The organism is Niabella insulisoli (assembly GCF_039652435.2).
Taxonomy (GTDB): Bacteria; Bacteroidota; Bacteroidia; order Chitinophagales; family Chitinophagaceae; genus Niabella; species Niabella insulamsoli.
The window spans coordinates 258,134-282,056 of the sequence record NZ_CP190246.1; the positions used below are offsets into that span (position 1 = coordinate 258,134).

At 45.1% G+C, this 23,923-nt stretch carries 21 protein-coding genes; 18 read left to right on the forward strand and 3 right to left on the reverse strand.

The genetic code is table 11. The annotated features are described in order from the left end of the window. The first annotated feature begins 215 nt into the window (after positions 1–215). From ABDK00_RS01010 to ABDK00_RS01025, 4 genes are all read left to right on the forward strand, one after another. Entirely contained in the window at positions 216–779 is a 564-nt protein-coding gene (locus tag ABDK00_RS01010) for an IS1096 element passenger TnpR family protein (protein ID WP_346237644.1), read from the forward strand. Positions 780–863: 84 nt separating this feature from the next. Next, positions 864–1,775, forward strand: coding sequence for a tRNA (adenosine(37)-N6)-dimethylallyltransferase MiaA (gene miaA, locus ABDK00_RS01015; protein WP_346238300.1), 912 nt, complete (start codon positions 864–866; stop codon positions 1,773–1,775). A 39-nt stretch (positions 1,776–1,814) separates the two neighbouring features. Then, entirely contained in the window at positions 1,815–2,252 is a 438-nt protein-coding gene (locus tag ABDK00_RS01020; protein WP_346237645.1) for a hypothetical protein, read from the forward strand. Continuing rightward, entirely contained in the window at positions 2,252–2,698 is a 447-nt protein-coding gene (locus ABDK00_RS01025; protein WP_346237646.1) for a hypothetical protein, read from the forward strand. The genes ABDK00_RS01020 and ABDK00_RS01025 overlap by 1 nt, the downstream gene beginning before the upstream one ends. 28 nt (positions 2,699–2,726) lie before the next feature. On the opposite strand, the gene ABDK00_RS01030 is transcribed toward ABDK00_RS01025, so the two are convergent. Next, a complete protein-coding gene (locus tag ABDK00_RS01030; protein WP_346237647.1) occupies positions 2,727–3,527 on the reverse strand; it encodes an RDD family protein in 801 nt (266 codons plus the stop codon). 175 nt (positions 3,528–3,702) lie between these two features. On the opposite strand from ABDK00_RS01030, the gene ABDK00_RS01035 reads away from it, so the two are divergent. The 13 genes from ABDK00_RS01035 (at position 3,703) to ABDK00_RS01095 (ending at position 19,246) form a co-directional block, all read left to right on the forward strand. Next, positions 3,703–4,242: an RNA polymerase sigma-70 factor gene (locus tag ABDK00_RS01035; protein ID WP_346237648.1), complete on the forward strand. Its 540-nt coding sequence runs from the start codon at positions 3,703–3,705 to the stop codon at positions 4,240–4,242. 4 nt (positions 4,243–4,246) lie between these two features. Then, complete coding sequence (locus ABDK00_RS01040; RefSeq protein WP_346237649.1) at positions 4,247–5,194, forward strand: FecR family protein; 948 nt, start codon at positions 4,247–4,249, stop codon at positions 5,192–5,194. A gap of 7 nt (positions 5,195–5,201) precedes the next feature. Further along, the gene (locus ABDK00_RS01045) at positions 5,202–6,836 is read left to right on the forward strand and encodes an STN and carboxypeptidase regulatory-like domain-containing protein (protein WP_346237650.1); all 1,635 of its coding nucleotides are present in this window, start codon (positions 5,202–5,204) and stop codon (positions 6,834–6,836) included. Between the two features lie 54 nt (positions 6,837–6,890). Next, entirely contained in the window at positions 6,891–7,904 is a 1,014-nt protein-coding gene (locus tag ABDK00_RS01050) for a hypothetical protein (protein WP_346237651.1), read from the forward strand. Between the two features lie 39 nt (positions 7,905–7,943). Beyond that, positions 7,944–8,654 carry a head GIN domain-containing protein gene (locus ABDK00_RS01055; protein WP_346237652.1) on the forward strand — a complete coding sequence of 237 codons (711 nt, stop codon included), beginning with the start codon at positions 7,944–7,946 and terminating at the stop codon, positions 8,652–8,654. Between the two features lie 132 nt (positions 8,655–8,786). Continuing rightward, entirely contained in the window at positions 8,787–9,569 is a 783-nt protein-coding gene (locus ABDK00_RS01060) for an SDR family NAD(P)-dependent oxidoreductase (RefSeq protein WP_346237653.1), read from the forward strand. Continuing rightward, entirely contained in the window at positions 9,566–10,534 is a 969-nt protein-coding gene (locus ABDK00_RS01065) for an NAD-dependent epimerase/dehydratase family protein (RefSeq protein WP_346237654.1), read from the forward strand. Before ABDK00_RS01060 ends, ABDK00_RS01065 begins: the two co-directional genes overlap by 4 nt. A 147-nt stretch (positions 10,535–10,681) precedes the next feature. Next, a complete protein-coding gene (locus tag ABDK00_RS01070) occupies positions 10,682–11,665 on the forward strand; it encodes a stage II sporulation protein M (RefSeq protein ID WP_346237655.1) in 984 nt (327 codons plus the stop codon). Further along, positions 11,652–12,419, forward strand: a complete 768-nt coding sequence (locus tag ABDK00_RS01075) for a DUF4129 domain-containing protein (RefSeq protein WP_428400357.1) — start codon at positions 11,652–11,654, stop codon at positions 12,417–12,419. Before ABDK00_RS01070 ends, ABDK00_RS01075 begins: the two co-directional genes overlap by 14 nt. Continuing rightward, positions 12,420–13,634: a DUF4350 domain-containing protein gene (locus tag ABDK00_RS01080; RefSeq protein ID WP_346237657.1), complete on the forward strand. Its 1,215-nt coding sequence runs from the start codon at positions 12,420–12,422 to the stop codon at positions 13,632–13,634. An 11-nt stretch (positions 13,635–13,645) separates the two neighbouring features. Then, positions 13,646–14,623, forward strand: a complete 978-nt coding sequence (locus tag ABDK00_RS01085; protein ID WP_346237658.1) for a MoxR family ATPase — start codon at positions 13,646–13,648, stop codon at positions 14,621–14,623. Positions 14,624–14,689: 66 nt separating this feature from the next. Continuing rightward, positions 14,690–16,012, forward strand: coding sequence for a DUF58 domain-containing protein (locus ABDK00_RS01090; protein WP_346237659.1), 1,323 nt, complete (start codon positions 14,690–14,692; stop codon positions 16,010–16,012). Positions 16,013–16,102: 90 nt separating this feature from the next. Next, complete coding sequence (locus ABDK00_RS01095; protein ID WP_346237660.1) at positions 16,103–19,246, forward strand: ATP-dependent DNA helicase; 3,144 nt, start codon at positions 16,103–16,105, stop codon at positions 19,244–19,246. An 18-nt stretch (positions 19,247–19,264) separates the two neighbouring features. Here ABDK00_RS01095 and ABDK00_RS01100 read toward each other — a convergent pair whose 3' ends face one another. Further along, positions 19,265–20,635 carry a M20/M25/M40 family metallo-hydrolase gene (locus tag ABDK00_RS01100; RefSeq protein ID WP_346237661.1) on the reverse strand — a complete coding sequence of 457 codons (1,371 nt, stop codon included), beginning with the start codon at positions 20,633–20,635 and terminating at the stop codon, positions 19,265–19,267. A 157-nt stretch (positions 20,636–20,792) separates the two neighbouring features. Here ABDK00_RS01100 and bshA point away from each other — a divergent pair, with 157 nt between their 5' ends. Beyond that, positions 20,793–21,920 carry an N-acetyl-alpha-D-glucosaminyl L-malate synthase BshA gene (gene bshA, locus ABDK00_RS01105; RefSeq protein WP_346237662.1) on the forward strand — a complete coding sequence of 376 codons (1,128 nt, stop codon included), beginning with the start codon at positions 20,793–20,795 and terminating at the stop codon, positions 21,918–21,920. 32 nt (positions 21,921–21,952) lie between these two features. Here the strand turns inward: bshA and ABDK00_RS01110 are convergent, their stop codons facing one another. Next, complete coding sequence (locus ABDK00_RS01110; RefSeq protein ID WP_428400358.1) at positions 21,953–23,704, reverse strand: ABC transporter ATP-binding protein; 1,752 nt, start codon at positions 23,702–23,704, stop codon at positions 21,953–21,955. Between the last annotated feature and the right edge of the window lie 219 nt (positions 23,705–23,923).

Here is a 23,923-nt window from a genome sequence, read left to right on the forward strand (position 1 = left end):
TCAATTGTTACTCAACAGGAGGCGCAAAAATAACAAATTATAGGTACGGCCTAACGCTCCTTCTAAAAGCAGTATGTTTTTCGAAGAAAGAAGATTATGAAGAAGGTGGGGCTATACATTATGAAAACAAAAGTTCGCTTTCCTTCCCGCGTTTTTGCATTTAAACTTTCCTTGCGCTTCGCCATCATCTCCACACATTTTCGTAAATTCGCCTCATGGCAATCTTTAAATTCAGGGTCTATTTTGAAGAGGACGACAGCATTTACCGCGATGTGGTGATTAGGCATACTCAAACTTTTTTCGATTTACATGCCGTTATTTTGAAAGCTTACGAATTTGACAACAGGCATCAGGCAACATTTTACCGGAGCAATGATAATTGGCAGCAGGGAAGGGAAATCTCCCTGGAAAAATATGATAAATCGTATCGGGTTGAGCCGCTGATGATGAGGGAAACAACGGTCGGTTCGGAAATCAAAAACACAAACCAAAAGTTTACCTATACCTACGATTTTCACAAGCTGTGGAATTTTTTAATCGAGTTAATCAATGTTTCCAAGGAAGCCGATAGCCGGCAGGAGTATCCGGGCGTGGTGCGCAGCGAAGGCATTGCCCCCAAGCAATACGGCACAAAAGGGCTGTTAGGCGATAAATTTGCCGATATTGAAGAAAAATATGACCTGTCTCGCGGAGCCGAAGGCTTCAACGAAAAGAATGAGGAAGGCGAGGACATGGGCGTAGAAGAATCTTCAGATGATTACCAGGATGAAGAAGATTAAGCGCGATCCTATCCCTCTTTCCGTTACAATTTCTTCATTACCCTTCTGACGTAAAACCAATAAGCAATTCAGCAAAAAATTATAATAGTCGTCGCCGGACCAACCGCCGTTGGTAAAACTTCTCACGCCATTGCTTTAGCCCGGCATTTCAACACGGTTGTTTTATCCGCCGACAGCCGCCAGTGTTTTAAAGAAATGGATATCGGCGTGGCCCGGCCTTCCGTTGACGAACTGAAGGAAGCGCCTCATTTTTTTATAGCTTCTCATTCTATTCATGAAAATATTAATGCCGCCTGGTATGAAACCTATGCGCTCCATTTGCTGGAGGAGCTTTTTAAAATCCACGACATCGTAATTGTAACCGGCGGCACCGGCCTTTATATAAAAGCATTAACAGAGGGGTTGGATTTTATTCCGGAAGTGCCTGAAAAAATCCGGCAGCAGGTGATTGACGGTTATCGGCAGTCGGGCACAAACTGGCTACGGGGCCAATTGCAACTGCATGATCCCATTTTTGCGGCCAAAGGCGAAATGAAAAATCCACAACGCATGATGCGCGCCTTAGAAGTGGCGCTGGGTACGGGCCAGTCTATTTTAACTTTTAGGGCACAGCAGAAGCCGCCGCGTTTTTTTCAAACCATAAAAATAGGATTAGAACTGCCGCGCCCTTTATTGAATGAGCGGATTAATCAACGCGTGGAATGGATGATGGAAGCCGGCCTCGAAGCGGAAGCCCGCGGTTTGTGGCCTTACCGCCATTTGAACGCGCTGCAAACGGTAGGATATAAAGAACTATTTGATTTTTTTGATGGAAGGCTGACGTTGCCGGAGGCGGTTGTGCAAATCCAACAACATACCCGCCAGTATGCCAAGCGGCAGATGACCTGGTTCAAAGCGCAGTCGGAAATGCATTGGGTTTCAGCAGCCGAAACAGAGGTAGTCGTAGATTTTGTTGAAACCATCCGGCAAAACAAAGCCCTGAATAATAATCCTTAAATATAGCGGCTAAACTGGACAGAGTAATATCTTTGCCGGATGATTCAGGAAGAAGAACAAAAGCAGCCCGACTCTATTTTTGGAACGGAGCCTTTGAATGAAATAGATAAAGCCCTGCTTGAAATTGCCCGCTGGACCCGGTTGATCTCTGTTATTGGTTTTGGAATTGGCGCGAGTATCGTGCTCGTGATGCTGTTTAGCGGCGCGCAAATCCTCAGCGGTATTGCGGAAACATTGTTGCCCGGCGGAAGTAATTATTTCTATCCGGTCTTAGTGGCAGCCTTTTTCATTTTGTTTTTTATGGCTGCAATGGTTTTGTTTTATTTGCATAAGGCCTCTCGCGCGCTGGTTTTGGGCGTATTGCAAAAAGATGCAACGCAACTTGCCGAAGCGTTCTTATATCTGCGGAATTTTTTCATTGTTGTGATCATATTTGCCGCGTTCCAACTGGCCGGAAATCTTTTCAACTTATTATAATGTCGGAAGTACAACAGTCTCAGCCCGACACGGGGCTATATAAATATATATATAACGCGGCGCGTATTGCCGGCATAGCCGCTATTGTGTCGCTTGCCGGAACCCTTGCGGGCGTATTGGGCGTTTTTACAAAACCCACTACTGTGGCGCCGACTGCTGTGCCGGAAGGTTTCAACGAGCAGCAGGTGCAGCAGCTTGCACAGGGAAGTGTATATATTTCGGTGGCGCTCTCCGTGCTCTTAAGCGTTCTTGTTTTTTACTTTTTGTATCGCTTTTCGTCGCTGGCGCAAGCAGCCGTGAAAGAAGGTCAGCAGGAAAAACTACAGCTTGCCCTGCGCCATCTGTCGCGCTATTTCAAAGTGTGGGGTATTGTTATGCTCCTGATCGTAGGTTTATTTGTACTTTCTCTTTTGGGCGGTATGCTGGGCTCCCTCTTCGCGGGGTAGTCTCCGATTTTTAAAAGCAGTGGCTTGATTATCTTGACGAGAGATAATTGTAATCTTTCAGTAGCCGCTCCAAAAATGCACCTGGAGGCAGGTCGGTTTCTAACTGCAAATAGGCTTTCACTTTTTCAGCGGCGCTCATCAATTCTTTACTGTAGGGCGATTTTTTGTTGCGGTCCAATATCTTTTTGATAAAATTCAAATCTTTATCGCTGATGCGCATTGCCTGCGGAAATAGCGGCGCATAGTCTTGTTCCACTTCCGTAAAAATAGTACTGCTCAGGCTTTCTTTGATTGAGGTTTTAATAACGATCGTTTGCGCCAGGATGTCGCCTATGCGCTGCGCTTTTTCCGATCGCGCTACCAGCATTATATCCGTCATTAAAAAGCCCATCGCAAAAACAAAAATAAAGATGAGCTCTGCATTACCCAATCCGGCGATCAGGTAAAAAGCAAGTATCAGTAACGGAATGATCCAAAGATCGGAAATCCGAAGCAGCCATCTAATTAGCAGCTGACTAATCGTTGGCCGGCCGCCATTGAAGCTTACTACGCGCAGCCCGGTTATTTTTTTTCCGATGCTTTGCCCGTTGGCAATGGCTTCCCAAACAATATGATATAATAATACCGGTAAAGAAAAAATAAGCCAAAGCGCCCATTTGTTAAAGTCAGACACGGACGCGAACAAAGTGCGCATCATATACCCGATCAATATTAAATAAACATACTGCACCAGCAAATCGATAACCAGCGAAGACATGCGCCGCCCCAGCCCGGGTGTATCAAACTCGAGGCTGATGTTAAAACTTGTGGGAACACTTACAACCGGCATCTGGAAATGTTTGCTGTAAAATAATAAGTTTCATTTATATGTCAAAAGGTAACTGGAAATGCCTGATGATAGCGATTGTTATTGATTCCCCAATCCAAATTTTTTTTCACGGCTAATAGGGGGAATTATAACGTAGGTTGTATTAAAGGTAGTGATGTTATTTTTGTAGCTTAAGATGGCTTTGGACAGCGTTCAATACAAGACTGTTTTTGATCTTCATTATGAAGCATTATACGGCTATGCCTGCTCTATACTGAAGGCGGAAACCTACGTGGATGATATTATTCAAAACATTTTTGTAAAGCTTTGGCAGGGCCGCGAAAAGATCAGGCCGGAAACCGTAAAGTCGTATCTCTATACTTCTGTGAGAAACGAGTGCCTTAATCAGCTCAAGCATAAAGTGGTGCAAACAAACCATGCTCAATCGACGCTGATGGCTGCCGGCCGTTTCGATCATCACCATCAGGCAGAAGAAAAAGAATTACATGAGAAAATACAATACTTGGTGAACCAGCTTCCCGAAAAATGCGCTGCCGTATTTTTTCTGTGCAGGCAATCGGGCTTCAGCTACAAAGAAGTAGCTGAAGCGATGGGTATTTCCGTTAAGACGGTAGAAAATCAAATGTCTAAAGCATTGAAGTTTTTACGAAATGGGTTATCGGAATACCTGGTGAGTGTGTTGCCATTATTCATTATTCAACTCATCAATTTATAATTTTATGGAACATAAATTGATAGCTTTTTATGAACAGACGTTGAGCGCTTCGGAGCAACAGGAAGTGGAGCTTTGGCTGGAAGCTGACGCGAACAACAAAAAAATATACGACGATACGATTACGATCTGGAAACAGGCAAAAATAAATCCCGAATACAAAGGGATGAATAAGCAAAAAGCCTGGCACCAGCTTCAACAGCAACTTGGGGCAGCAACTGGCTCTAAAAAAGTCTATCGGCTTCGCCCGGCTTTGTGGAAAATGGGCGCGATAGCGGCGTCTGTAATGGCCGTCATCATATTGGCGATTTTTATCGATAAGCCCAGGCCAGCGCTATATACGGCCGAGGCAGCGACAGAAAATATTAAACTCCAAGACAATAGCCAGGTAACTTTGTTTGCCAACGCAACGCTGGCGGTCGCTTCGGATTTCAATAAGAAACATAGGACGGTGACTTTAAGCGGTGACGCCTTTTTTGATATCGCTAAAAATCCACAAAAGCCTTTCGTTATTCATAGTGGCGATGTGGATGTGGCCGTGCTGGGCACTTCATTTACGATTCAGCAGAACGCCCGGTTTCAAACTGTATTCGTGCATAGTGGAAAAGTAAAAGCTACGTTCCAAAACCAGTCGGTAACAGCTACGGCGCAACAAAAGATTGTAAAAGATAATAGTGCCCGGCAGCTCAAGGTAGTAGCGCTGCAAACGAATATTGAAGCGGTATTAAAAAGCCGGTTGCTTCGCGTTAAAGATGATCGTATTGATAGCGTGGTGCAGATGGTGGAGGACTTGTATAACGTCGAAGTTGAAACCGCACCGGAATTAAAAAGTAAAAAAATTACAAGCACGTATGTTATCGGTGTGGAAACACCCGACCAGATTATCGATGGTATTGCCGTCACCATTGGTGCCTCCTGGAGCAAAAAGAACAACCGATACCTCATTACTAAATAAGCCCTTTTTGAAAAATTATTTTATCCTGATTGTGTGGTTGGTGAGCGGTCCATCCCTGCTGGCCCAAAACAAAATGCTGCAGCAAAAAATATCGGTTGATTTTAGAAATATCACGATGTATGATGCGCTACTACAGATTGAAAAGAAAGCTGGATTTTATTTTTCTTATGACAATCAATTTATAAAAAATCAGAAAAAAATTTCCTTCACGGTGGATAACAAGCCGCTAAAGGACGTGCTGGATATGATTTTCGACCGGGATTATTATTACATCATCAATAATAATAAAATCGTTATCAGGCGAAAGGAGCAGGAATATATCACGGTGCAAGGCCGCTTTTTTGATCACACAGATCAGCAGCCTGTGGCTTATGTATCGTTGTATGAACCTGTCTTGAAACTTGGCACCATGTCGGACGAGCAGGGCCGTTTTTCCCTTAAAATACCTGTCGGCGATGAAGTAAAACTTTTAGTTAATCGCGTTTCTTATTATGATACAAGTTTTACGGTTGCGGCTAAAACGAATTTAAGCATCAACCTTGGCTTGACGCCCAATATCACCACTGAGGAAGGCATAACCATCAGGTCGGTGGAAAGGCATTGGCTGGCGCGCAGCGTTATCAGTACCAAGCAGAAGTTCAGCAGCCTCAATCTGAAAAATTATTTTTACCAGCGTAAATTCCAGTTGGGTTTTTGGCCGGGCATCGGCACCAAAAGCGCATTGAAAGGCCAACAGGAAAATAAAATTTCTTTTAATGTATTCGGCGGTTATGCAGCGCAGGTTGATGCGCTTGAAATCGGCGGCCTGTTTAATATCGTGCAAAAGCATGTCCGCTCTTTTCAGGTGGGCGGCCTGTTCAATATTGTGGGAGGGAAACTGGACGGTGTACAACTGGCCGGCCTTTATAATGACGTAGGCGGCAACCTTAGCGGTTTGCAGGTTGGCGGGCTGGTCAACATCAATAAAAGCAGCACGAAAGCGCTGCAAATTGCCGGCATCTACAACCGCGACCAGGAATTTACCGGTTTGCAAATCGCGGGAGTTTTAAACAAGTCCGTGCAAGTAGCCAAAGGCGCACAAATAGCAGGCGTTGTCAACAGTGCTAAAAAAATAAACGGATTTCAATTGGGCTTTATAAATCTCGCAGATACCATGAATGGTATTGCCATCGGGCCCATCAATTATAGCCGCAATGGAAAACATGCTTTGTCTGTTTCGACCCAGGAAAACGGCCAGTGGAACCTGAGTTATAAATCTGGCAGTTATCGGCTTTACAATATTTTGCAGGCGGGAACGCTTCCTACCGACAAGGGGCGCCACTATTTTTTTGGATACGGCCTGGGCAGCGAATGGGCGTTAAAAGGGAAACTCAGGATGGCGGCCGAGCTGTCCAATCTGCATTTTACTTCCGCGAAGCAGTTCGACACGGATTATAGCATAGTGGCACTGCAGCCTCTTTTGATCTACCAGCTTCATAAGAAAATGCAATTGTTTGCCGGCCCCCGTTTGCAGTATCAACTACCTGTCCATAAACACGACAACGATTATTACAAAAGTTTCAATAAGCACATGATACCTTTGAGAAAAGGTTCGAAAGACGGATTGTGCCTGGGTTTTAGCGCGGGCATTACTATTTTTTGACAAAGCATAGGGGTTATATGCGCTTAATGTGTATCAGGTATATACATTAAGATTATGCAAATCAAAAACAACATTTTATGCATCGCTTTTTGCGTGATTGGTTTAAAAGGCATTGCACAAGAACCCGTCGCTAACACTGTTCATCTTGGGTTGTTTACACCAGTCAGCACACAAGGCAAGTATGCAAAACAGATCAGCCCTTCCTTTTCCCTGCAAATCTTGCAGGGTGTAAATTTCAATAACAAAGGCGTTGCGATCGGCGGTTTATATCATAAGCTGTACGGTAATAATAAAGGCGTGATGATAAGCGGCCTGCTCAATAAAGTGAGCGGATCTGATAAAGGCGTTTCAATTGCAGGTTTATACAACGCAGCAGCCAATGGCAGGGGCCTTCAAATTGCGGGCTTGCATAATCAAAAGTCGGGCAATGGCTTTGTTCAGATCGCGGGATTGAGCAATTCAAGCCACTTCGAAATACTACAGATTGCAGGACTCGTAAATATTAATAAAACCGTTCATACACAAATCGCGGGGCTTGTCAATGTGGCAACATCTGTGAAAGGCGTGCAAATTGCTGGCTTAGTCAATATTGCGGATAGCTCCGATCATCCTATTGGTCTCATCAATATTATCAAAACCGGCGAGCAGCAAATTGGTGTGCAGGTTTATGACGATGCCTCCGCAAATATCGTTTTAAGAACGGGAGGCCGCAAGACCTATGGCATTATTAGTATTGGCGTGGGAAACGAATTGAAGAAGACGGTGTTTCAAATGGAAGCGGGCATGGGCTATCATATTGGCCTAAGCGAGCCGTTTCGCATAAATGCCGAAGCTGTCGCTATCTCCAAAACGGATTTCACTTTTTTCAAACATACACAGTCGCTGCGCGCGCTACTCGCTTATAAAATAAACCCCGCCATTGAAGTCGTAGCCGGCCCGGCTTTGAATACCTATAAATATGCGGACTCAAAAATTTTCGGGGATAACTATCTCTGGAGAAAGAATGATAGTGAATCGTCTTTCGCTATTACCATCGGCGCATTAGCAGGCGTAAATATTAATCTTTAAAAAATAGCGGCCAAGCCGCAAATCTAAAAACATGAACAAATGAAACAGTTATCACTTTTCGCTTATGTAGCCGCGTTGTTGACTTTCGCTTCAGGCTGTAAAAAGATATTTCCCGAAGGCCCGGCAGTTAAAGAGGCCCGTGTTGTGCCTGGCTTTACCGCGATAGAAGCCGCTTTTAGCGGCGATGTACAATTTGTGCAAGGCGCCGCACGATCGGTTGAAGTGGAGGCAGCTCAAAATATACAGGGCTATATCCTGGCAGAAGTAAAAGGCCATACGCTTGTTGTAAAAACCCGGCCGAATATATCGATCAAAAAAGGTAGCGTAAAAGTCTATATATCCAATCCTGATCTTGACGGCGCTGCAATTTCAGGCTCCGGAAATTTTACTGCGCAGACGGTTATCACGTCCACCTATCTCAATTTAAGGATTAGCGGCAGCGGCAATATAAAGCTTCAAAAAATAACAGCCGCCTCCGTGGACGCCGATATTACTGGATCAGGAAATATTGCAATTGAGGCGGGCAATATCCAGGAACAAGCCATCACCATTAGTGGTAATGGAAATTATGAATCGCCTCAAATGCGCAGCGAAAAGGCCAATGTTAGGCTTACAGGTTCGGGTGCGGCGAAGGTTTGGGCCGAAGACAGGCTGGATGTGTCCATTTCCGGCAGCGGGGATGTGTGGTATAGCGGTTCGCCGGATATTCATACATCGATCTCGGGGTCTGGCCGGGTAAGAAAACTTTAATATAAAAGAAGGAGTTGACTATGTTGATTGCAAGCATTATACTGTTTTTTATTAAAAGATATAAAAGAGGAAAGGCCAAGGCCGGATTATCTGCTGGTGCAACATCATAATTGTTTAGAAAAAAGCTTACTGATGAACCTAAAAGAAAAATATGCCGTCATTACCGGCGCCAGTCTTGGGCTGGGCAGCGCTTTTGCAAAAGTGTTGGCCGCACAACGCATAAACCTCGTGTTGATCAGCTTACCGGGCCAGGGCCTTTCCCGGCTGGCCGCTGATCTGTCTGAAGCCTACGATATAAAAGTTTCCTATTATGAAACAGATCTGGCTTTCAAGCAAAATGTCATTTCACTTTGTAAGTGGATCAATCAGCATTTTAATATTTATATGCTTATAAATAACGCGGGGCTGGGCGGCACGAAAAAATTCACGGAAGCGACGGTGCAATATATCGACAGTATCATGCAGGTTAACGTGGTAGCTACTTCTTTGCTTACCCACCAGTTGCTGCCCAACCTGCTTCGCCAGCAACAGGCCTATATCCTGAATGTGTCAAGCATGGCCGCCTTTTCCCCGATTGGATATAAAACCGTGTATCCTGCGTCGAAAACGTTTATTCATTCCTTCTCGCGTGGGCTTAGCGAAGAGTTAAAAGATACCAACGTAGTCGTGAGCGTGGTGAACCCGGGCGCTATGGCGACCAACGAAGATGTATGCCGGCGTATTAAGAAGCTGGGTATGATTGGCCGGCTCACTTTATTGCAACCCGATAAAGTAGCGGCTCGCTGCATCCGAAAATTAGTTAAAAGAGACAGGGTCATTATGGTGAACCCATGGAGTTGGCTGGCCATCGTCTTGCTACCCATTTGGATCAAACTACCTTTGCTGACATATAATATCAAAAAGGAAATCGGATGACAGTATTGGTGACCGGAATAAGCGGTTTGCTGGGAACGAATCTCGCACTGCTGCTTTTACAAAGAGGTTATACGGTGAAAGGGCTGGTTCGGTCTAAAAGCAGCTACAAACCCAAGCCCGATCATCGGCTACAGCTAATAGAAGCAACGCTGACTTCTGATCTATCTGTTCATTTGATGGATGTTGATGTGGTTGTGCACGCGGCCGCTGCAACGCGCCAGGACTTGCTTTCTTACCGGGATTATTATCAAATCAATTATAACGCCACTGAAAATGTTTTGTCTGCGGCAGTAAAGGCCGGGGTGAAAAAATTTATCTACGTAAGTACGGCCAATACAATTGGATACGGACTTGGCGCGCCTCATGAGATACCGGAACACAAAGCCATGCGGTGGCCGTTTACAAAATCTTTTTATGCCAGAAGCAAGGCCGCTGCGGAAACCTTAGTACTATCAAAACAAAAAGAGCTTACTGTGCATATCGTCAACCCGACGTTTATGATCGGCCCCAACGATAGCAAACCCAGCAGCGGTAAAATTATCATGATGGCGATGAAAAAAAGGCTGTTGTTTTATCCGCCGGGCGGAAAGAATTTTGTAGCCGTGAAAGACGTTGCGGCCGGCATTGAACAATGTATGCGACAAGGTATCAACGGGCAACGATATTTGTTGGCTGGCCACAATATAAGTTTTAAAACCTTCTTCCAATTGGTAAAAACGTGCACCGGCCGAAAGCAGCTATTGCTGCCCATACCAACCTGGCTGCTGTTGACGGCAGGTCGTTTGGGCGACCTGTTAAGATGTCTTAAAATCAAAACCAGTCTTTGCTCTAACAATATGCACATCCTCCGTGTTAAAAATTATTATCATAACCACAGTTCTGTTGCCGCGTTGGGTATGGTTTATCAAAGTATTGAAAAAGCCATTGCTGAAAGTGTTGCCTATTTTTCAAGCAGGCGCAACTAAATATTTTTTTTGGTAAGACCAAGGGGGAAGGTATGGCCGCCCCATCCCCAATGATCTTTGTGAAACGATGCTCAAAGAAGAGAAGCTACCTATAAAAAACTTTGCCTGCTCTATAAATTTTGTATTTTAGTTTCTAAACACAGTTAATTGAGAGAGGCACTATTCATAAGAAAAAATAAAGACCGTTGGCTGGCCCTCGAAGAGCAGCCGCCTACTTCGCCCGACGAAATGGCCAGTGCATTTACCCAAACCGTGGATGACTTAGCTTACGCTAAAACCTTTTACAAAGACAGCAAAACCGCCCAATATTTAAACACACAAGCGGCGCGGATGTATTTGTCGATCTATCGCAACAGAAAGGAAGAGACCAGCCGTTTAAAAACTTTCTGGCGATATGAGTTGCCGTTAACCATTCGGAAGCATCATAAAACGGTGTTGTTTTCTTTAGGCTTATTTACGCTTTTTTTTCTGTTGGGTTTTTTAGTATCCGCGCAGGATGCGGAGGTAGCCAGAAGTTTTTTTGGAAGCGGCTATGTCGACCAGACCATTGAAAATATCGAACGCGGCAATCCATTTGGCATTTACGAAAGCGGCGATCCCATACTAAGCTGGCTCGGCATTATGATCAATAATATTAAAGTGGCTTTTATATTTTTTATGTCGGGCATTTTCTGTGGAATCCCTACTATGTACAAGCTTGCTGAAACCGGCGCGATGGTCGGCGTTTTTGATGAGTTGTTCGCCTCCCATGGTTACGGGCTTCAATTTTGGCTAGTGGTTTTTGTGCACGGAACACTTGAAATAACAGCCATTATCATTGCCGGGGCATCTGGTTTTGTTTTAGGCAAAAGCTATTTATTTCCCGGAACTAAAAGCCGGCTCGCAGCCTTCAGGGAAGGCGCTAAAGACGGACTTAAAATGCTGATCGGTGTGGTGCCGGTTTTTATTTTGGCCGCTTTTTTTGAGGGGTTGATTACACGTCTTTACAATGATGCCGCCTGGTTTACCAGTTTGATCACGCTGGCGTCAGCCGCTTTTGTTGTCTGGTATTTTATGATCTATCCGATGCGTCTGGCAAGGCAATTTGAAACGAGGCCGTTATTGGTTAATCCGGAATATGAACAGGCATAAAACGTATTTCCTGAACACTGTTGCATTTTTAATAATGCATATTTCTATGGCGGTGCAGCTTGCCGCGCAGCCCGTGTTGGTGGATTCAATTCCAGATATCGACAATTTTGAAGAACAGCAAAACCCGCGTGAACGAAGCCGGCGCGATAGGGCCAATGCGTTTGATCGGAGAGATAGCGTGCCTGTTGTAGTATTGGGCGGAAGGGTATTGGATAGCAATTTTTTAAGCCGGCTTAAACAGGATCCGGATTTTGAATATGTGAACAAAGGCTTCACCCCACCGGCCGAACGAAGTTTCAGTATTCATAAAAACTGGATCTATGTGGTTATATTTTTATTTGTCGTCCTGCTGGCATGGTATCTCAGGGAAAGCAATGTTATACTCTTTAGAAAAAAACCATCAGCAGCAAGAAGGCCCGATGCCAACAAACCGGGGGATGGTGATATTTTTTCTATTTCTTTTCCTGAAAGAATCGGTGAAGCAGTCGCTCAGGGCAATTTCAGGCTCGCTGTGCGGCTTCATTATTTGCAGCTGCTGAAACTACTATCCGAAAAGAAAGTAATCCATTATCAACCCGACAAGACAAATTATGATTACCTGATGCAGGTAAGCGCAACGCCTTTTTACACCGATTTTTTTAACGCTACGCGCCATTTTGAATATAGCTGGTATGGCGCTTTTTCGGTTGATGAGCAGCAATACCGGCAAATGAAACAATCTTTTGATCATTTTTATAAAACGCTGCATCAATAATTGAAAAAGCTTCCTTTGTACATATTAGGCTTTGGATTGCTGGTATTTGTATTATACCTGGTGGTGCGCGCCATGCCGCGGCGGCAACGGATCAGCACGCGTATATCTCTTAATAAAAAAGATAAAAATCCATACGGCGCTTATGTGTTCTACGAAAGCCTCAGAAGATTTTTTCCAAGAGCGCAGCATAAAATCAATTATAGCCCGCCAGGCAATAATAAAATGTTTGGCGACAATAAACCTGATCAGCTTTATGTAATTCTGCAGCCGGAGTTTCGGCCCTCTTCATATGATGTTGACGACCTGATCACTTATATCGATCGTGGCAACAATGTTTTTATCAGCACTTTTTCAGGAAATGAAGAGTGGTACCGGTTTATAAAAGCGTTTTCCAAAACACACCATTTTAGTTATTACCCTTATGGCGCTTTTGAGGGCGATACGATGCAGGCGCAGCTTGCGGCGCGCTATTTTACGGGGGCGCCGGCTTACGCTTATCCGGGGATATCGATAGAAGGCTATTTTACGCAAACCGATGATTCGATTACCGATATTTTAGGCTTTGGCAATGATGGCCAACCCAATTTTATACATCTGAAAAAAGGGGCGGGCAACCTGTATCTTCATTTGTCGCCCATTGCTTTTACCAACTATTTTCTTTTGTATAAAAACAATATTGCTTACTTTGAAAAAATCTTTTCCCGCTTGCCGTTCGAAACGTCTTTGCTGATCTGGGATGAATATTTTAAGAAAGACGAACCGCGAAAAAACAATAAAGGCTGGCTGGCTGCGATCCTGGAAAACAATTTTTTCAGAGCGGGAATTTTAACTGTTTTGGCCTTGATGTTATTATTCACGATTACAGAAATGCGCCGGAGGCAAAGAGTGATACCGCACCTGCAAAAGCCATCCAACGATTCGCTCGATTTTGTAAAAACAATGGGATTGCTTTATTATGAACGTGGCGATCACACTAATTTGGCGTATAAGATCAGCACCTATTTTTTAGAGCATGTTCGCAGCCGGTACCGTATTTTTTCAAAAGACCTGAACGCTTCTTTTGAGCAGGAACTGCATTTTAAATCAGGCGTGAATCAATTTTTAGTGAAGCAAATTGTTTCCCAAATCAGGAGAATCAGCAATGGCGATGCTTTTAGCGATACTGAACTTATAGCGCTACAACACAATATCGACGAATTTTATAACAATGAATAAAAGCATAAAATATGCAAGATCCAATTTTCGAAAATAGAATGGACCTTAGTTTGTTGAACGGGGCGGTTGCTAAAATAACCGCGGAGATCAGAAAAGTTATCGTAGGCCAGGACGAAATGGTGCGGCTGATGATTGTTGCCCTCCTTGCCGATGGGCATGTATTGATAGAAGGGGTTCCCGGCGTGGCCAAAACGCTGACGGCAAAATTAATCGCTAAAGCAGTCGACGCATCTTTTGCGCGGTTGCAGTTTACGCCCGATCTTATGCCGTCTGATGTGATAGGAACGCCCGTTTTCAATCCTGCCGACGCGAAGTTTGAATTTAAAAAAGGCCCCGTGTTTGGTAATATCGTTCTGGTAGATGAGATCAATCGGGCGCCTGCTAAAACGCAGGCAGCGCTGCTCGAAGTAATGGAAGAACGCCAGATTTCAATCGATGGCATTACTTACCCGATGGAAGCGCCCTTCATGGTGATGGCCACTCAAAACCCGGTGGAGCAGGAAGGCACTTATCGCCTACCCGAAGCGCAACTCGATCGTTTTCTTTTTAAAATCGAAGTCCCTTATCCCAGCGAAAAGGAAGAATTGCAAATTCTTACGTTGTTTCATCAAATGGGTAACCGCGCCATCCTTCAAAATGTGCAGGCGGCGCTGACTGCTGCGCAGATCAATCAACTGAGGCAGCAGGTAAAAGAAATATTGGTTGAAGAAAAACTGCTGGGCTTTATCGCAAAGCTGGTACACCAGACCAGGAACGATAAGTCGATCTATCTTGGCGCATCGCCGCGCGCTTCTTTGGCCATCATGAATGCATCTAAAGCGATGGCGGCCATTCAGGGCCGTGATTTTGTAACGCCCGATGATATTTTATCTGTAGCGGCGCCCGTGCTCCGGCACCGTATTATGCTTTCCCCCGAAAAGGAAATGGAAGGCATTAGTGAAAATGATATTATTAAACAAATCATCAACAGCCTTGAAATACCCCGTTGATGATTGAGCCCGCAAAGTTTATGCTTTGACAACCGGTTGACCAACATTCAGTATTCATTCACTACCTTGAAATCGTTTTACTTAAATAAAATCGTTTATTACATCGGTGGCGCGGCGGCTGTTCTTTTCATGGCCGGCTATTTTATGCCCGTGCTTTATGCGCTGGCAACGGCTGTTTTAATTTGTTTATTCATCGCTGTTGGCATCGACCTGGGGTTGCTCTATGCCCGCAAGGCCGGCATCGTGGCGACGCGCCAGCTCGCGGAAAGATTGAGCCTCGGGGATCATAATCCTGTTTCACTTTTTATTTCAAACAGGTACCACTTTGCCGCTTCGGTGTTGGTGATCGATGAGTTGCCCGTGCAACTTCAAATCACAGACTGGGAGCGCCGCATGCGCGTACCCGCAGGTGTTTCAGAAACAATCGACTATACCGTTCAGCCGCTGACGCGCGGTGTTTATCATTTTGAAAACATCAATGTGATCGTGACCGGCCCGTTGAAGCTCGCAAAGCGCCATTACGCCATCGCTGCCCGGCATAGCGCTAAAGTTTATCCGTCTTTTGTGCAAATGCGCCGCTATCAAATGCTGGCCGCGACCAACAGGTTGCAGGAGGCTGGTATCAAACGTATCCGCCGGTTGGGCCACAGCAGTGAGTTTGAGCAGATCAAAGAATATGTGCAGGGCGATGATTATCGCACCATCAATTGGAAGGCGACTGGCCGTAAAGGCAATTTGATGATCAATAGTTATACAGATGAAAAAAGCCAGCAGATTTACTGCGTGATTAATAAAGGGCGTGTGATGAAAATGCCTTTCGATGGTATGACGCTTTTGGATCATGCCATCAACGCCTCGCTGGTGCTCGCCAATATTGCGATGATTAAGCAGGACAAAGCCGGACTGATCACCTTTGCGCAAAAGACAGACACCTTTTTGACGGCTGATAAAAAGCGTGGACAAATGAACCTGATCCTGGAGGCGTTGTATCAACAGCAAACCGATTACCTGGAAGCGGATTATGAAAGGCTGTATGCCCTTATCCGCGGCCGTGTCACCAGCCGAGGCCTTGTTGTGTTGTTTACGAATTTCGAATCTTTGGAATCGCTTAAGCGCGAAATGCCGGCCTTTAAGAAAATTGCACATTATCACCTGCTACTCATTGTATTTTTTGAGAACACTGCGCTTAGGGCGCTCACCAACACGGCCGCCGACGACCTGGAACAGGTGTATGTAAAGGCCATTGCCGAAAAATTTGTTTTTGAAAAAAAGCAAATGGTGAAAGAACTTCATCAAAACGGCATACTCAGCGTTTTAACCACGCCGGAGCAATTAACCGTGAACACGATCAACAAATACCTTGAGCTAAAAAACCGGAACTATATTTAGCTCGCGGTTGCAGGAATTTCGCATCTCGATCGAACAAATTCCTCTGCCGTAAATGATTGTGAAAACACATCCTTTTCACTAACTTGCCTTATGGCTATTAGTAAAGAAAGATTGGAAGCGCAGTTTAGCGAAGTATTCAAAAACCTGAACCCCGAACAGCAAATTGCCGTTAATACACTCGAAGGCCCGGTGATGGTAATTGCAGGGCCGGGAACCGGAAAGACACAAATACTGGCAGCGCGGATTGGCAAAATTTTATTGGAAACCGACGCTTTACCCGAAAATGTTCTTTGTCTGACCTATACCGACGCGGGCGTAGTGGCGATGCGCAAAAGGCTGCAGCAATTTATCGGCGCCGACGCTTATAAAGTTAACCTATACACGTTTCACGCTTTTTGCAACGATGTCATCCAGGACAATCTTTCTCTTTTTGAAAAGACATCGCTCGATCCTGTTTCCGATCTCGAACAGGTGGAATATTTTAAGCAACTGATTGATGGTTTTTCCAAAGAGCATCCATTAAAAAGATACCGCGGTGACGTGTATTATGAAGCAGGTCCTTTAAGCCAACTCTTTTCGACCATGAAGCGGGAAGGTTGGTCGCCGGCTTACCTGCATGAACGCATTGATGATTATGCGAAGTTGCTCGCCGACGATGAAAGTTTCATTTATAAAACAAACCGTGCCGGAAAATGGAAAAAGGGCGACAGGAAGCCGGCCTATGATGAGGAACTGCGCCGGCTGGAAAAGCTCCGGGCGGCGGTAGATGAATTTGAAAATTACCAAGACATTATGAGGCGTAATAAGCGGTATGATTTTGATGATATGATCAATTGGGTGATTGCTGCTTTTGAAGAAAATCCTAACCTGCTATCCGATTACCAGGAGCGCTTTCAATATATTTTAGTGGATGAGTTTCAGGATACCAGCGGCACGCAAAATAAAATCGTTCAGTTGCTCATCAGCTATTGGGAGCAGCCGAATATTTTCGTTGTGGGCGATGATGACCAGAGTATTTACCGTTTTCAGGGCGCCAATATTCAAAACATGCTCGACTTCGCCAATCAGTATGTGAAAGACCTGCGTACGATCGTGCTAACGAGTAATTACCGGAGCGTGCAGCCGATTCTGGATGTATCCAAAACTTTGATCAACCGAAACGAGGAGCGCCTGGTGAAACAAATCCCCGGCTTGAGCAAGGAGTTAGTTGCAGCGAACCTCGCGATCAGTCATTTGCAACACCAACCCACTATAACAGAGTATAATTCGGTTGCCGAAGAGATGGCCGGACTGGTTTTTGAAATTGAAGACCTGGTAACAGCAGGCGTCGCGCCAGGCAACATTGCCGTTATTTATAAAGAAAATAAATATGGTGAAACGCTGGCCGGATACCTGCGCCAGAAGAACATTCCTTTTTATAGCAAACGCAACGTGAACCTGCTCCATGCGCCGTTCATAAAAAAGATTATTAAAATCCTTTATTATCTGGAAGCGGAGCAGGACACACCTTACCGAGGCGACGAACTGTTGTTTGAAATTTTACATTTTGATTTTTATAATAATCCGCCGATTGAAATTGCCAAACTGAATGTGGAAGCCAATCAGCGAAGGTTTAAAAATGATCCGACTTCTTTGCGGGAACTACTGTATGAAAAGGCCAACAGGCCGCCCAGGGATTTATTCGACGAAGGGCTGAACCAAAGCCTGAAAAATTGTTCTCATTTGCTGGAGCAGTTGATCGGCGATGTAAATAATGTGACCATTCAGCAATTGATAGATCATATCATTCAAACGGCAGGCGTGCTGACTTATATCATGAACAATGATCAGAAGATTGAGTTGATGCAATCCCTCACGGCGTTCTATGATTTTATAAAAGAAGAAAACCGGCGCAACCCCTCTCTTGATCTTACGGCGCTTGTGCAGCTTTTTGGATTGATGGAAAAAGAAGATATACCGCTGCCGCTGATGCGAACTACAGGAAATGATAAAGGCGTAAACCTGCTGACCGCGCATGGAAGCAAGGGGCTGGAATTCGAACATGTTTTTTTTGCCGGCGCCAACGCTTCTTTCTGGGAAAAGAAAAGAAAGCGCAGCATGGGTTATAAATTGCCTTCCACCATTTTTTCATCTCAATCAAAAACAAGCGATGAAGAGGAGCTGAGGCGTGTGTTTTATGTAGCGCTGACCCGCGCTGAGCAATTTTTGCATATTTCTTACGCCAAGTTAAATGCGGAGGGCAAAGAACTGGAACCTTCGATGTTTATTGCAGAAATACAGGAGCAACACCAGTTTGAGGTACAAAAAAAGCAATTGGATCCCGAAAAAATGTTCGCCTTTCAACATCTGATGTTTAGCGGCTACCAGCCCGTCATCCGTAACCTCGAAGATGATTTTATTGAGGGACTGCTGTCGAAGTTTGTCATGAACGTAACAGCGCTCAATAGTTACCTGAGTTGCCCGCTGAAATTTTATTATCAAAACTTGCTGCGCATTCCCTCCGGTAAAAACGAAGCGACTGAATTTGGTAGCGCTATTCACTTTGCTTTAGAACGCTTGTTTAGAAAGCTGAAAGACAATGAACAGTTTGCGCCGGTTGAAACAATGCTGGATGATTTCAGCTGGTATATGATGCGCCACCGCCAGAGCTTTACCAAAGAAGCTTTCGAACGGAGAATGGAGCAGGGGTCGATCATTATTCCCGCGTATTATAAAAAATATGTCGATAGCTGGAATAAAGTGGTCGCCGTGGAGACCAATATCAAAGCGGTCATCGTTAATGATATTCCATTAAAAGGTAAATTAGATAAGCTGGAGTTTTCAGGAAAAGAGGTCAACGTGGTAGATTATAAAACTGGTAACGTGGACAGGGCGCTATCCAAGTTAAGGGCGCCCTACGATAAAGCGCCCGATGGCGGCGATTATTGGCGACAGGCCGTGTTCTACAAAATCCTGCTGGATAACTACGAACTTAAAGATTGGAAAGTGGTAAGCACTGAGTTCGATTTTATCGAGCCCGACGGTAATAATAATTTCCAAAAAATAAAAGTGGTGATCACTCCGGAAGATGTATCATTTGTAAGGGAGCAGATAAAAACGGTATGGGATAAAATCCAGGCGAAAGATTTTTATAAAGGCTGCGGCAGGGAAGATTGCCATTGGTGCAATTTTGTAAAAGATAATTATCTCTACAGCCAACTCGAAGCGCCCGAAGAAGAGGAGGAGCTTTTTTAGAAATCAAAGATGGATGCTTTAAAAACCATACCTATCTACAAGATAGACCAGGGCCGCCATGTTTACCGCGCCCAGTTCCAGCTCGCGCTTATTAACGTTCTCAAAAATGTCGCTAGCCGCATGATGCAGATCAAAATAGCGTTGGGAGTCGGGCAGAAAGCCGCATAGGGGCGTACCTAACTGATCTTTCAGCGGAGCGATATCCGTGCCGCCGCCGCCTTTTATAAATTCGTTGCAGCCGTAAGGGCCGATCAATGGCAGCCAGCCTTTTGCTTTTTCAAACTGATCGTCAGAGCAGTTAAAGCTAAAAGCCCTTGGCGTAAAACCACCGGCATCGCTTTCAATAGCCAGTATATGTTTTTCGCGGTTTGACTGTGCCGCTGTTGCATATTGTTTGCCGCCCCGTGCGCCATTTTCTTCATTGGCAAACAATACAAACCGAATGGTATGCCGGGGTTGATAGCCCAGGGCTACCAGCGCGCGCAGTACTTCAATGGTTTGAGTAATGCCGGCGCCGTCATCGTGGGCGCCTTCGCCGTTGTCCCAGCTGTCTAAGTGGCCGCCAATCGTAATGTACTCGTCCGGCTTTTCGCTGCCTTTTAATTCCGCAATGATATTATGGCCTTCGGCGTCGGGTAAGAAATGGCCGTTGGTTTTGATACTTAGTTTCAGTTGTGCATGCTTGCCGATTTCGGATGCCAGCCAGTCGGCGTCTTTCAAACCCACGGCTACAGCCGGGATGCTGGCAAACATTGAGTCGTAAGATAGCATACCGGTATGCGGTTCGTTGTCTGTGCTGTGGCTCATGCTGCGCACGATCACACCGATGGCGCCATATTTTGCCGCGCGGGAAGGGCCCTGGCTGCGATATTTAACGGCGTCGCCGTAGGCTTCAAAGGTTCTTATAAAGGAAGCATTGAATTTATAATTATAAAATACAATTTTACCGCGCAGTTCATTTTTGCGTTGTTCAAGTTCTTCAAAATTATGGACCATCACAACCGCGGCCGTTAGCGCTACATTTTTTGTTCCGATAGAGTTGCCAAGCGCAATGACCTGCAAAGGCTTTTTTTTGCCGCCGGCAGGCAGCGCAATACATTCGTCTTTCCCACCGCGCACCCAATGGGGCACCATCACCGGTTGTTTATAAACCCGCGTGCTGCCAGACTGCTTCAGCAAATCATAACCCCATCTTTCTGCTGCATACATTTGAGGCGAGCCAGCCAGTCGGGCGCCAATAGTTTTGGTTAAGGTTCGAAGGTTTTGATAAGCCTGCCCGTTATGCAAAATTTCGTCGGCCAACCGGCGAATAAAAACCTCATCCTTAGTTTGACTATAAGAAAAAACAGTAGAAAATAAAAGTGGGGCTAAGAACAATTTCCGGATCATAATGTTATGGTATGTGATTTGAGTAAAGATAAGAAGGTCGCCGCGAACGACGGATCTTGTAGATGGAAAGACGGACGTGAAAGGCGCAGGCTCAAACTTAATAATCTGCTAAACTGCAGTATCATTAACAAAAATTAGAAACGGTTATCTTTAACACATGCGAATAGGTATTGTTTGCTACCCCACTTTTGGCGGCAGCGGCGTTTTAGCCACCGAACTCGGGAAAGCATTAGCTCAGAAAGGGCATCAGGTGCATTTTATAACGTATCAGCAACCGGTGCGGCTGAGCGCTTTCATTCCCAATATTTTCTATCACGAGGTGCAGGTACCTACCTATCCTTTGTTTGATTTTCCACCCTATGAAACCGCTTTGGCCAGCACCATGGTCAACGTTATCAAGAACTATAATCTCGATCTGCTGCATGTACACTATGCTATTCCGCATGCGTCGGCGGCTTACATGGCCAAGAAAATTTTGCATGAGGAAGGATATAATATTCCGGTTGTGACCACTTTGCACGGAACGGATATCACGCTCGTTGGTAAGGACAAAATGTATGCGCCGGTTGTATCTTTTTCTATCAACAAAAGTGATGTGATCACCGCGGTTTCTAATAATCTGCGGGAAGAAACCTATGCAACATTTGACATCAGGAAGGAGATAGAGGTGATATATAACTTTATCGACGTGACTCGTTTTAACCGGAAGCCTTTAGATGCGTTTAAAAAAGTATTAGCGCCTAAAGGCGAAAGGATCTTATTGCACGCTTCCAACTTCAGGCAGGTGAAACGGGTTCAGGATGTTGTGGAGGTTTTTTATGAAGTCCAGAAAGAAATTCCCGCTAAGCTATTATTTGTAGGCGATGGCCCCGAAAGAAAGACAGCGGAGGAGTATGGCCATAAGCTAAACATTTTTGACCGTATGATCTTTGTTGGTAAACAAGAACAGATAGAAGATATATTCGCCATCGCCGATTTATTCCTGTTGCCTTCGGAATACGAGAGCTTTGGGCTGGTGGCCCTCGAAGCCATGGCTTCAAAAGTCCCTGTGGTTTCCTCCAATGCGGGCGGTCTCGAAGAAGTGAATATTAACGGCGTGACAGGCTTTACGGCTAATGTTGGCGACGTGAAAACCATGAGCGAAAAAGCGCTGGACATCTTGAAAGATGATGCCACATTAAATGGCTTTCGGCAGCGTGCATTCGAGCATGCACAGCAATTTAATATGGATGAGATCATCCCGCAGTATGAAGCGCTCTACCGCCGCTTTTGTAAAGATTGCTAAAATATCCGGGCAGCAAATTCGATTGCAATAGCCTAATACATTTCCTGCATGTCTACCAGTTTGCGGTAGATGCCGCCCTCAATTTGCATCAACTCATGATGTTTGCCGCGCTCCGCAATTTCACCTTTGTTCAACACGATGATTTCATCGGCGTTTCGAACCGTACTTAAGCGGTGGGCGATCACCAGCGAGGTCCGGTTCTGTGTCATGTTATTAATCGCGTCCTGAACGAGGCGTTCGCTTTCAGTGTCGAGAGAAGAAGTGGCTTCGTCCAAAATAAGAATGGGCGGGTTTTTTAATACGGCTCTTGCAATAGTAAGCCGCTGCTTTTCACCGCCGCTGAGTTTGGCGCCGCGGTCGCCGATGTTTGTATCAAATTTTTCCGGCTTATTATTAATAAAACGGAAGGCGTTGGCTACTTTGGCTGCGTTTTCAATTTCTTCGGCTGTAGCATCCGGATGCGCCAGTGTGATATTATTCCCGATTGTATCATTAAACAAGATCGGCTCCTGGCTGACGATACCAATCTTATCGCGCACAGAGTCGATGCTGTACTCTTTGATGTTTACTCCGTCTACTAAAATAGCGCCATCGCTCACATCGTGAAAGCGCGGTACCAAATCGGCGAGTGTGCTTTTGCCGGCGCCGCTGCTGCCCACCAAAGCAATCGTTTTTCCTTTGGGAATAAACAGGTTAATATTCTTAAGAATGGGCGTTTCGTTGTAAGAAAAAGAGACATTCTTAAATTCAATGCCCTCATCGAAAGACCCCAGTTTTTGAGTTCCATTGTCTTCGACTTTCACCGGTGTGTTCAACAAATCTTCAATGCGCTCGATAGCGGCAGAGCCCGCCTGCACGTTAAAGAAAGAAGACGAAAGCGCCTTCGCCGGATTGATCATCATAGCAAACATGGCGATAAAGGCAATGAGCTCGCCAGGCCCCAATGAGCCGCCATTTAGAATAAGATTGGCTCCAAAATAAATGATGATACACAACACGATGACGCCTAACAACTCGGTAAGAGGAGAGGCCAGATCGCGCCTGGCCGCCATTTTTTTATTAATGCCAAGCAAAGTATTATTCAGGCCAACAAAGCGATTGCCCAAAATCTTCTCTGCACAAAATGCTTTTATAATCCTGATACCGCCAAGGGTTTCATCCAGAATGGAAAGCGTATCACCCACCCGCAATGCCGCAGCATTACTTTGTTTTTTAAGTGTTCGGCTGATACGGCCGATAATAAATGCTGTCGCCGGAAGTAATACCAAAAGAAAAACCGACAAACCGGGGCTTATCCATATCATAGCGCCGAGATAGAAAATTACCATGATCGGGTCTTTAATCATACCCTCCATCGCGTTTACGATCGAGCCTTCAATCTGTCCCACATCGTTGGTCATCCGGCTCATGATATCGCCCTTTTTCTGCTCAGAAAAATAGCCAACGGGTAGCGTCAATACCTTTGCATACATATCATTTTTCAGGTGAATAATAATGGAGCTTCGCACCGGCACGGATATCAACGAGGATAGGTACAGGAGCAGGTTCTTTAGAAAAATGGAGCCGATAATAAACATACAGCAGATAAAAACCGCATGCATTTGCCGCCCTTCGTTTACAGCGGTGAGCAAAGCTTCAGACAGCAGGTGGCCGCCCGGAACTTTTTGAAGCATACTTTGGCCCGCTGCGCCAACGCCTTCGACATTAAAAATAATCGACATTAAAGGGCCTAACATACTAATGGAAGCGACCGACAAAGCGGAGGCAAGAATGGTAAGCGACATGTAACCGGCTATTTTGCCCTTGTATAGACCGATATACTTAAATATTCTGCTGAATTTTTTCAATTGATTGCTAATTTAAAAGCCCACAAAGGTAAAGATTTACAAATTGTGCTTTGGAAAACGATCCGCGGCCAGGGCCCGGCCGCCAGAAAAGCAGCAAATTCGCAATGTTACTTTATCGGCAGTACCGCCGGGCGGCCCGCCGGTAGGGAAGACGAA

What these genes read in the sequence shown, in the direction of transcription:
- ABDK00_RS01020 (WP_346237645.1), top strand. Translation starts at nt 1,815, where the DNA reads ATGATTCAGGAAGAAGAACAAAAGCAGCCCGACTCTATTTTTGGAACG.
- ABDK00_RS01050 (WP_346237651.1), top strand. Translation starts at nt 6,891, where the DNA reads ATGCAAATCAAAAACAACATTTTATGCATCGCTTTTTGCGTGATTGGT.
- ABDK00_RS01075 (WP_428400357.1), top strand. Translation starts at nt 11,652, where the DNA reads ATGAACAGGCATAAAACGTATTTCCTGAACACTGTTGCATTTTTAATA.
- ABDK00_RS01060 (WP_346237653.1), top strand. Translation starts at nt 8,787, where the DNA reads ATGAACCTAAAAGAAAAATATGCCGTCATTACCGGCGCCAGTCTTGGG.
- ABDK00_RS01030 (WP_346237647.1), bottom strand. Translation starts at nt 3,527, where the DNA reads ATGCCGGTTGTAAGTGTTCCCACAAGTTTTAACATCAGCCTCGAGTTT.
- ABDK00_RS01065 (WP_346237654.1), top strand. Translation starts at nt 9,566, where the DNA reads ATGACAGTATTGGTGACCGGAATAAGCGGTTTGCTGGGAACGAATCTC.
- bshA (WP_346237662.1), top strand. Translation starts at nt 20,793, where the DNA reads ATGCGAATAGGTATTGTTTGCTACCCCACTTTTGGCGGCAGCGGCGTT.
- ABDK00_RS01055 (WP_346237652.1), top strand. Translation starts at nt 7,944, where the DNA reads ATGAAACAGTTATCACTTTTCGCTTATGTAGCCGCGTTGTTGACTTTC.
- ABDK00_RS01095 (WP_346237660.1), top strand. Translation starts at nt 16,103, where the DNA reads ATGGCTATTAGTAAAGAAAGATTGGAAGCGCAGTTTAGCGAAGTATTC.
- ABDK00_RS01010 (WP_346237644.1), top strand. Translation starts at nt 216, where the DNA reads ATGGCAATCTTTAAATTCAGGGTCTATTTTGAAGAGGACGACAGCATT.
- ABDK00_RS01110 (WP_428400358.1), bottom strand. Translation starts at nt 23,704, where the DNA reads ATGTCGCTTACCATTCTTGCCTCCGCTTTGTCGGTCGCTTCCATTAGT.
- ABDK00_RS01035 (WP_346237648.1), top strand. Translation starts at nt 3,703, where the DNA reads ATGGCTTTGGACAGCGTTCAATACAAGACTGTTTTTGATCTTCATTAT.
- ABDK00_RS01085 (WP_346237658.1), top strand. Translation starts at nt 13,646, where the DNA reads ATGCAAGATCCAATTTTCGAAAATAGAATGGACCTTAGTTTGTTGAAC.
- ABDK00_RS01040 (WP_346237649.1), top strand. Translation starts at nt 4,247, where the DNA reads ATGGAACATAAATTGATAGCTTTTTATGAACAGACGTTGAGCGCTTCG.
- ABDK00_RS01025 (WP_346237646.1), top strand. Translation starts at nt 2,252, where the DNA reads ATGTCGGAAGTACAACAGTCTCAGCCCGACACGGGGCTATATAAATAT.
- ABDK00_RS01100 (WP_346237661.1), bottom strand. Translation starts at nt 20,635, where the DNA reads ATGATCCGGAAATTGTTCTTAGCCCCACTTTTATTTTCTACTGTTTTT.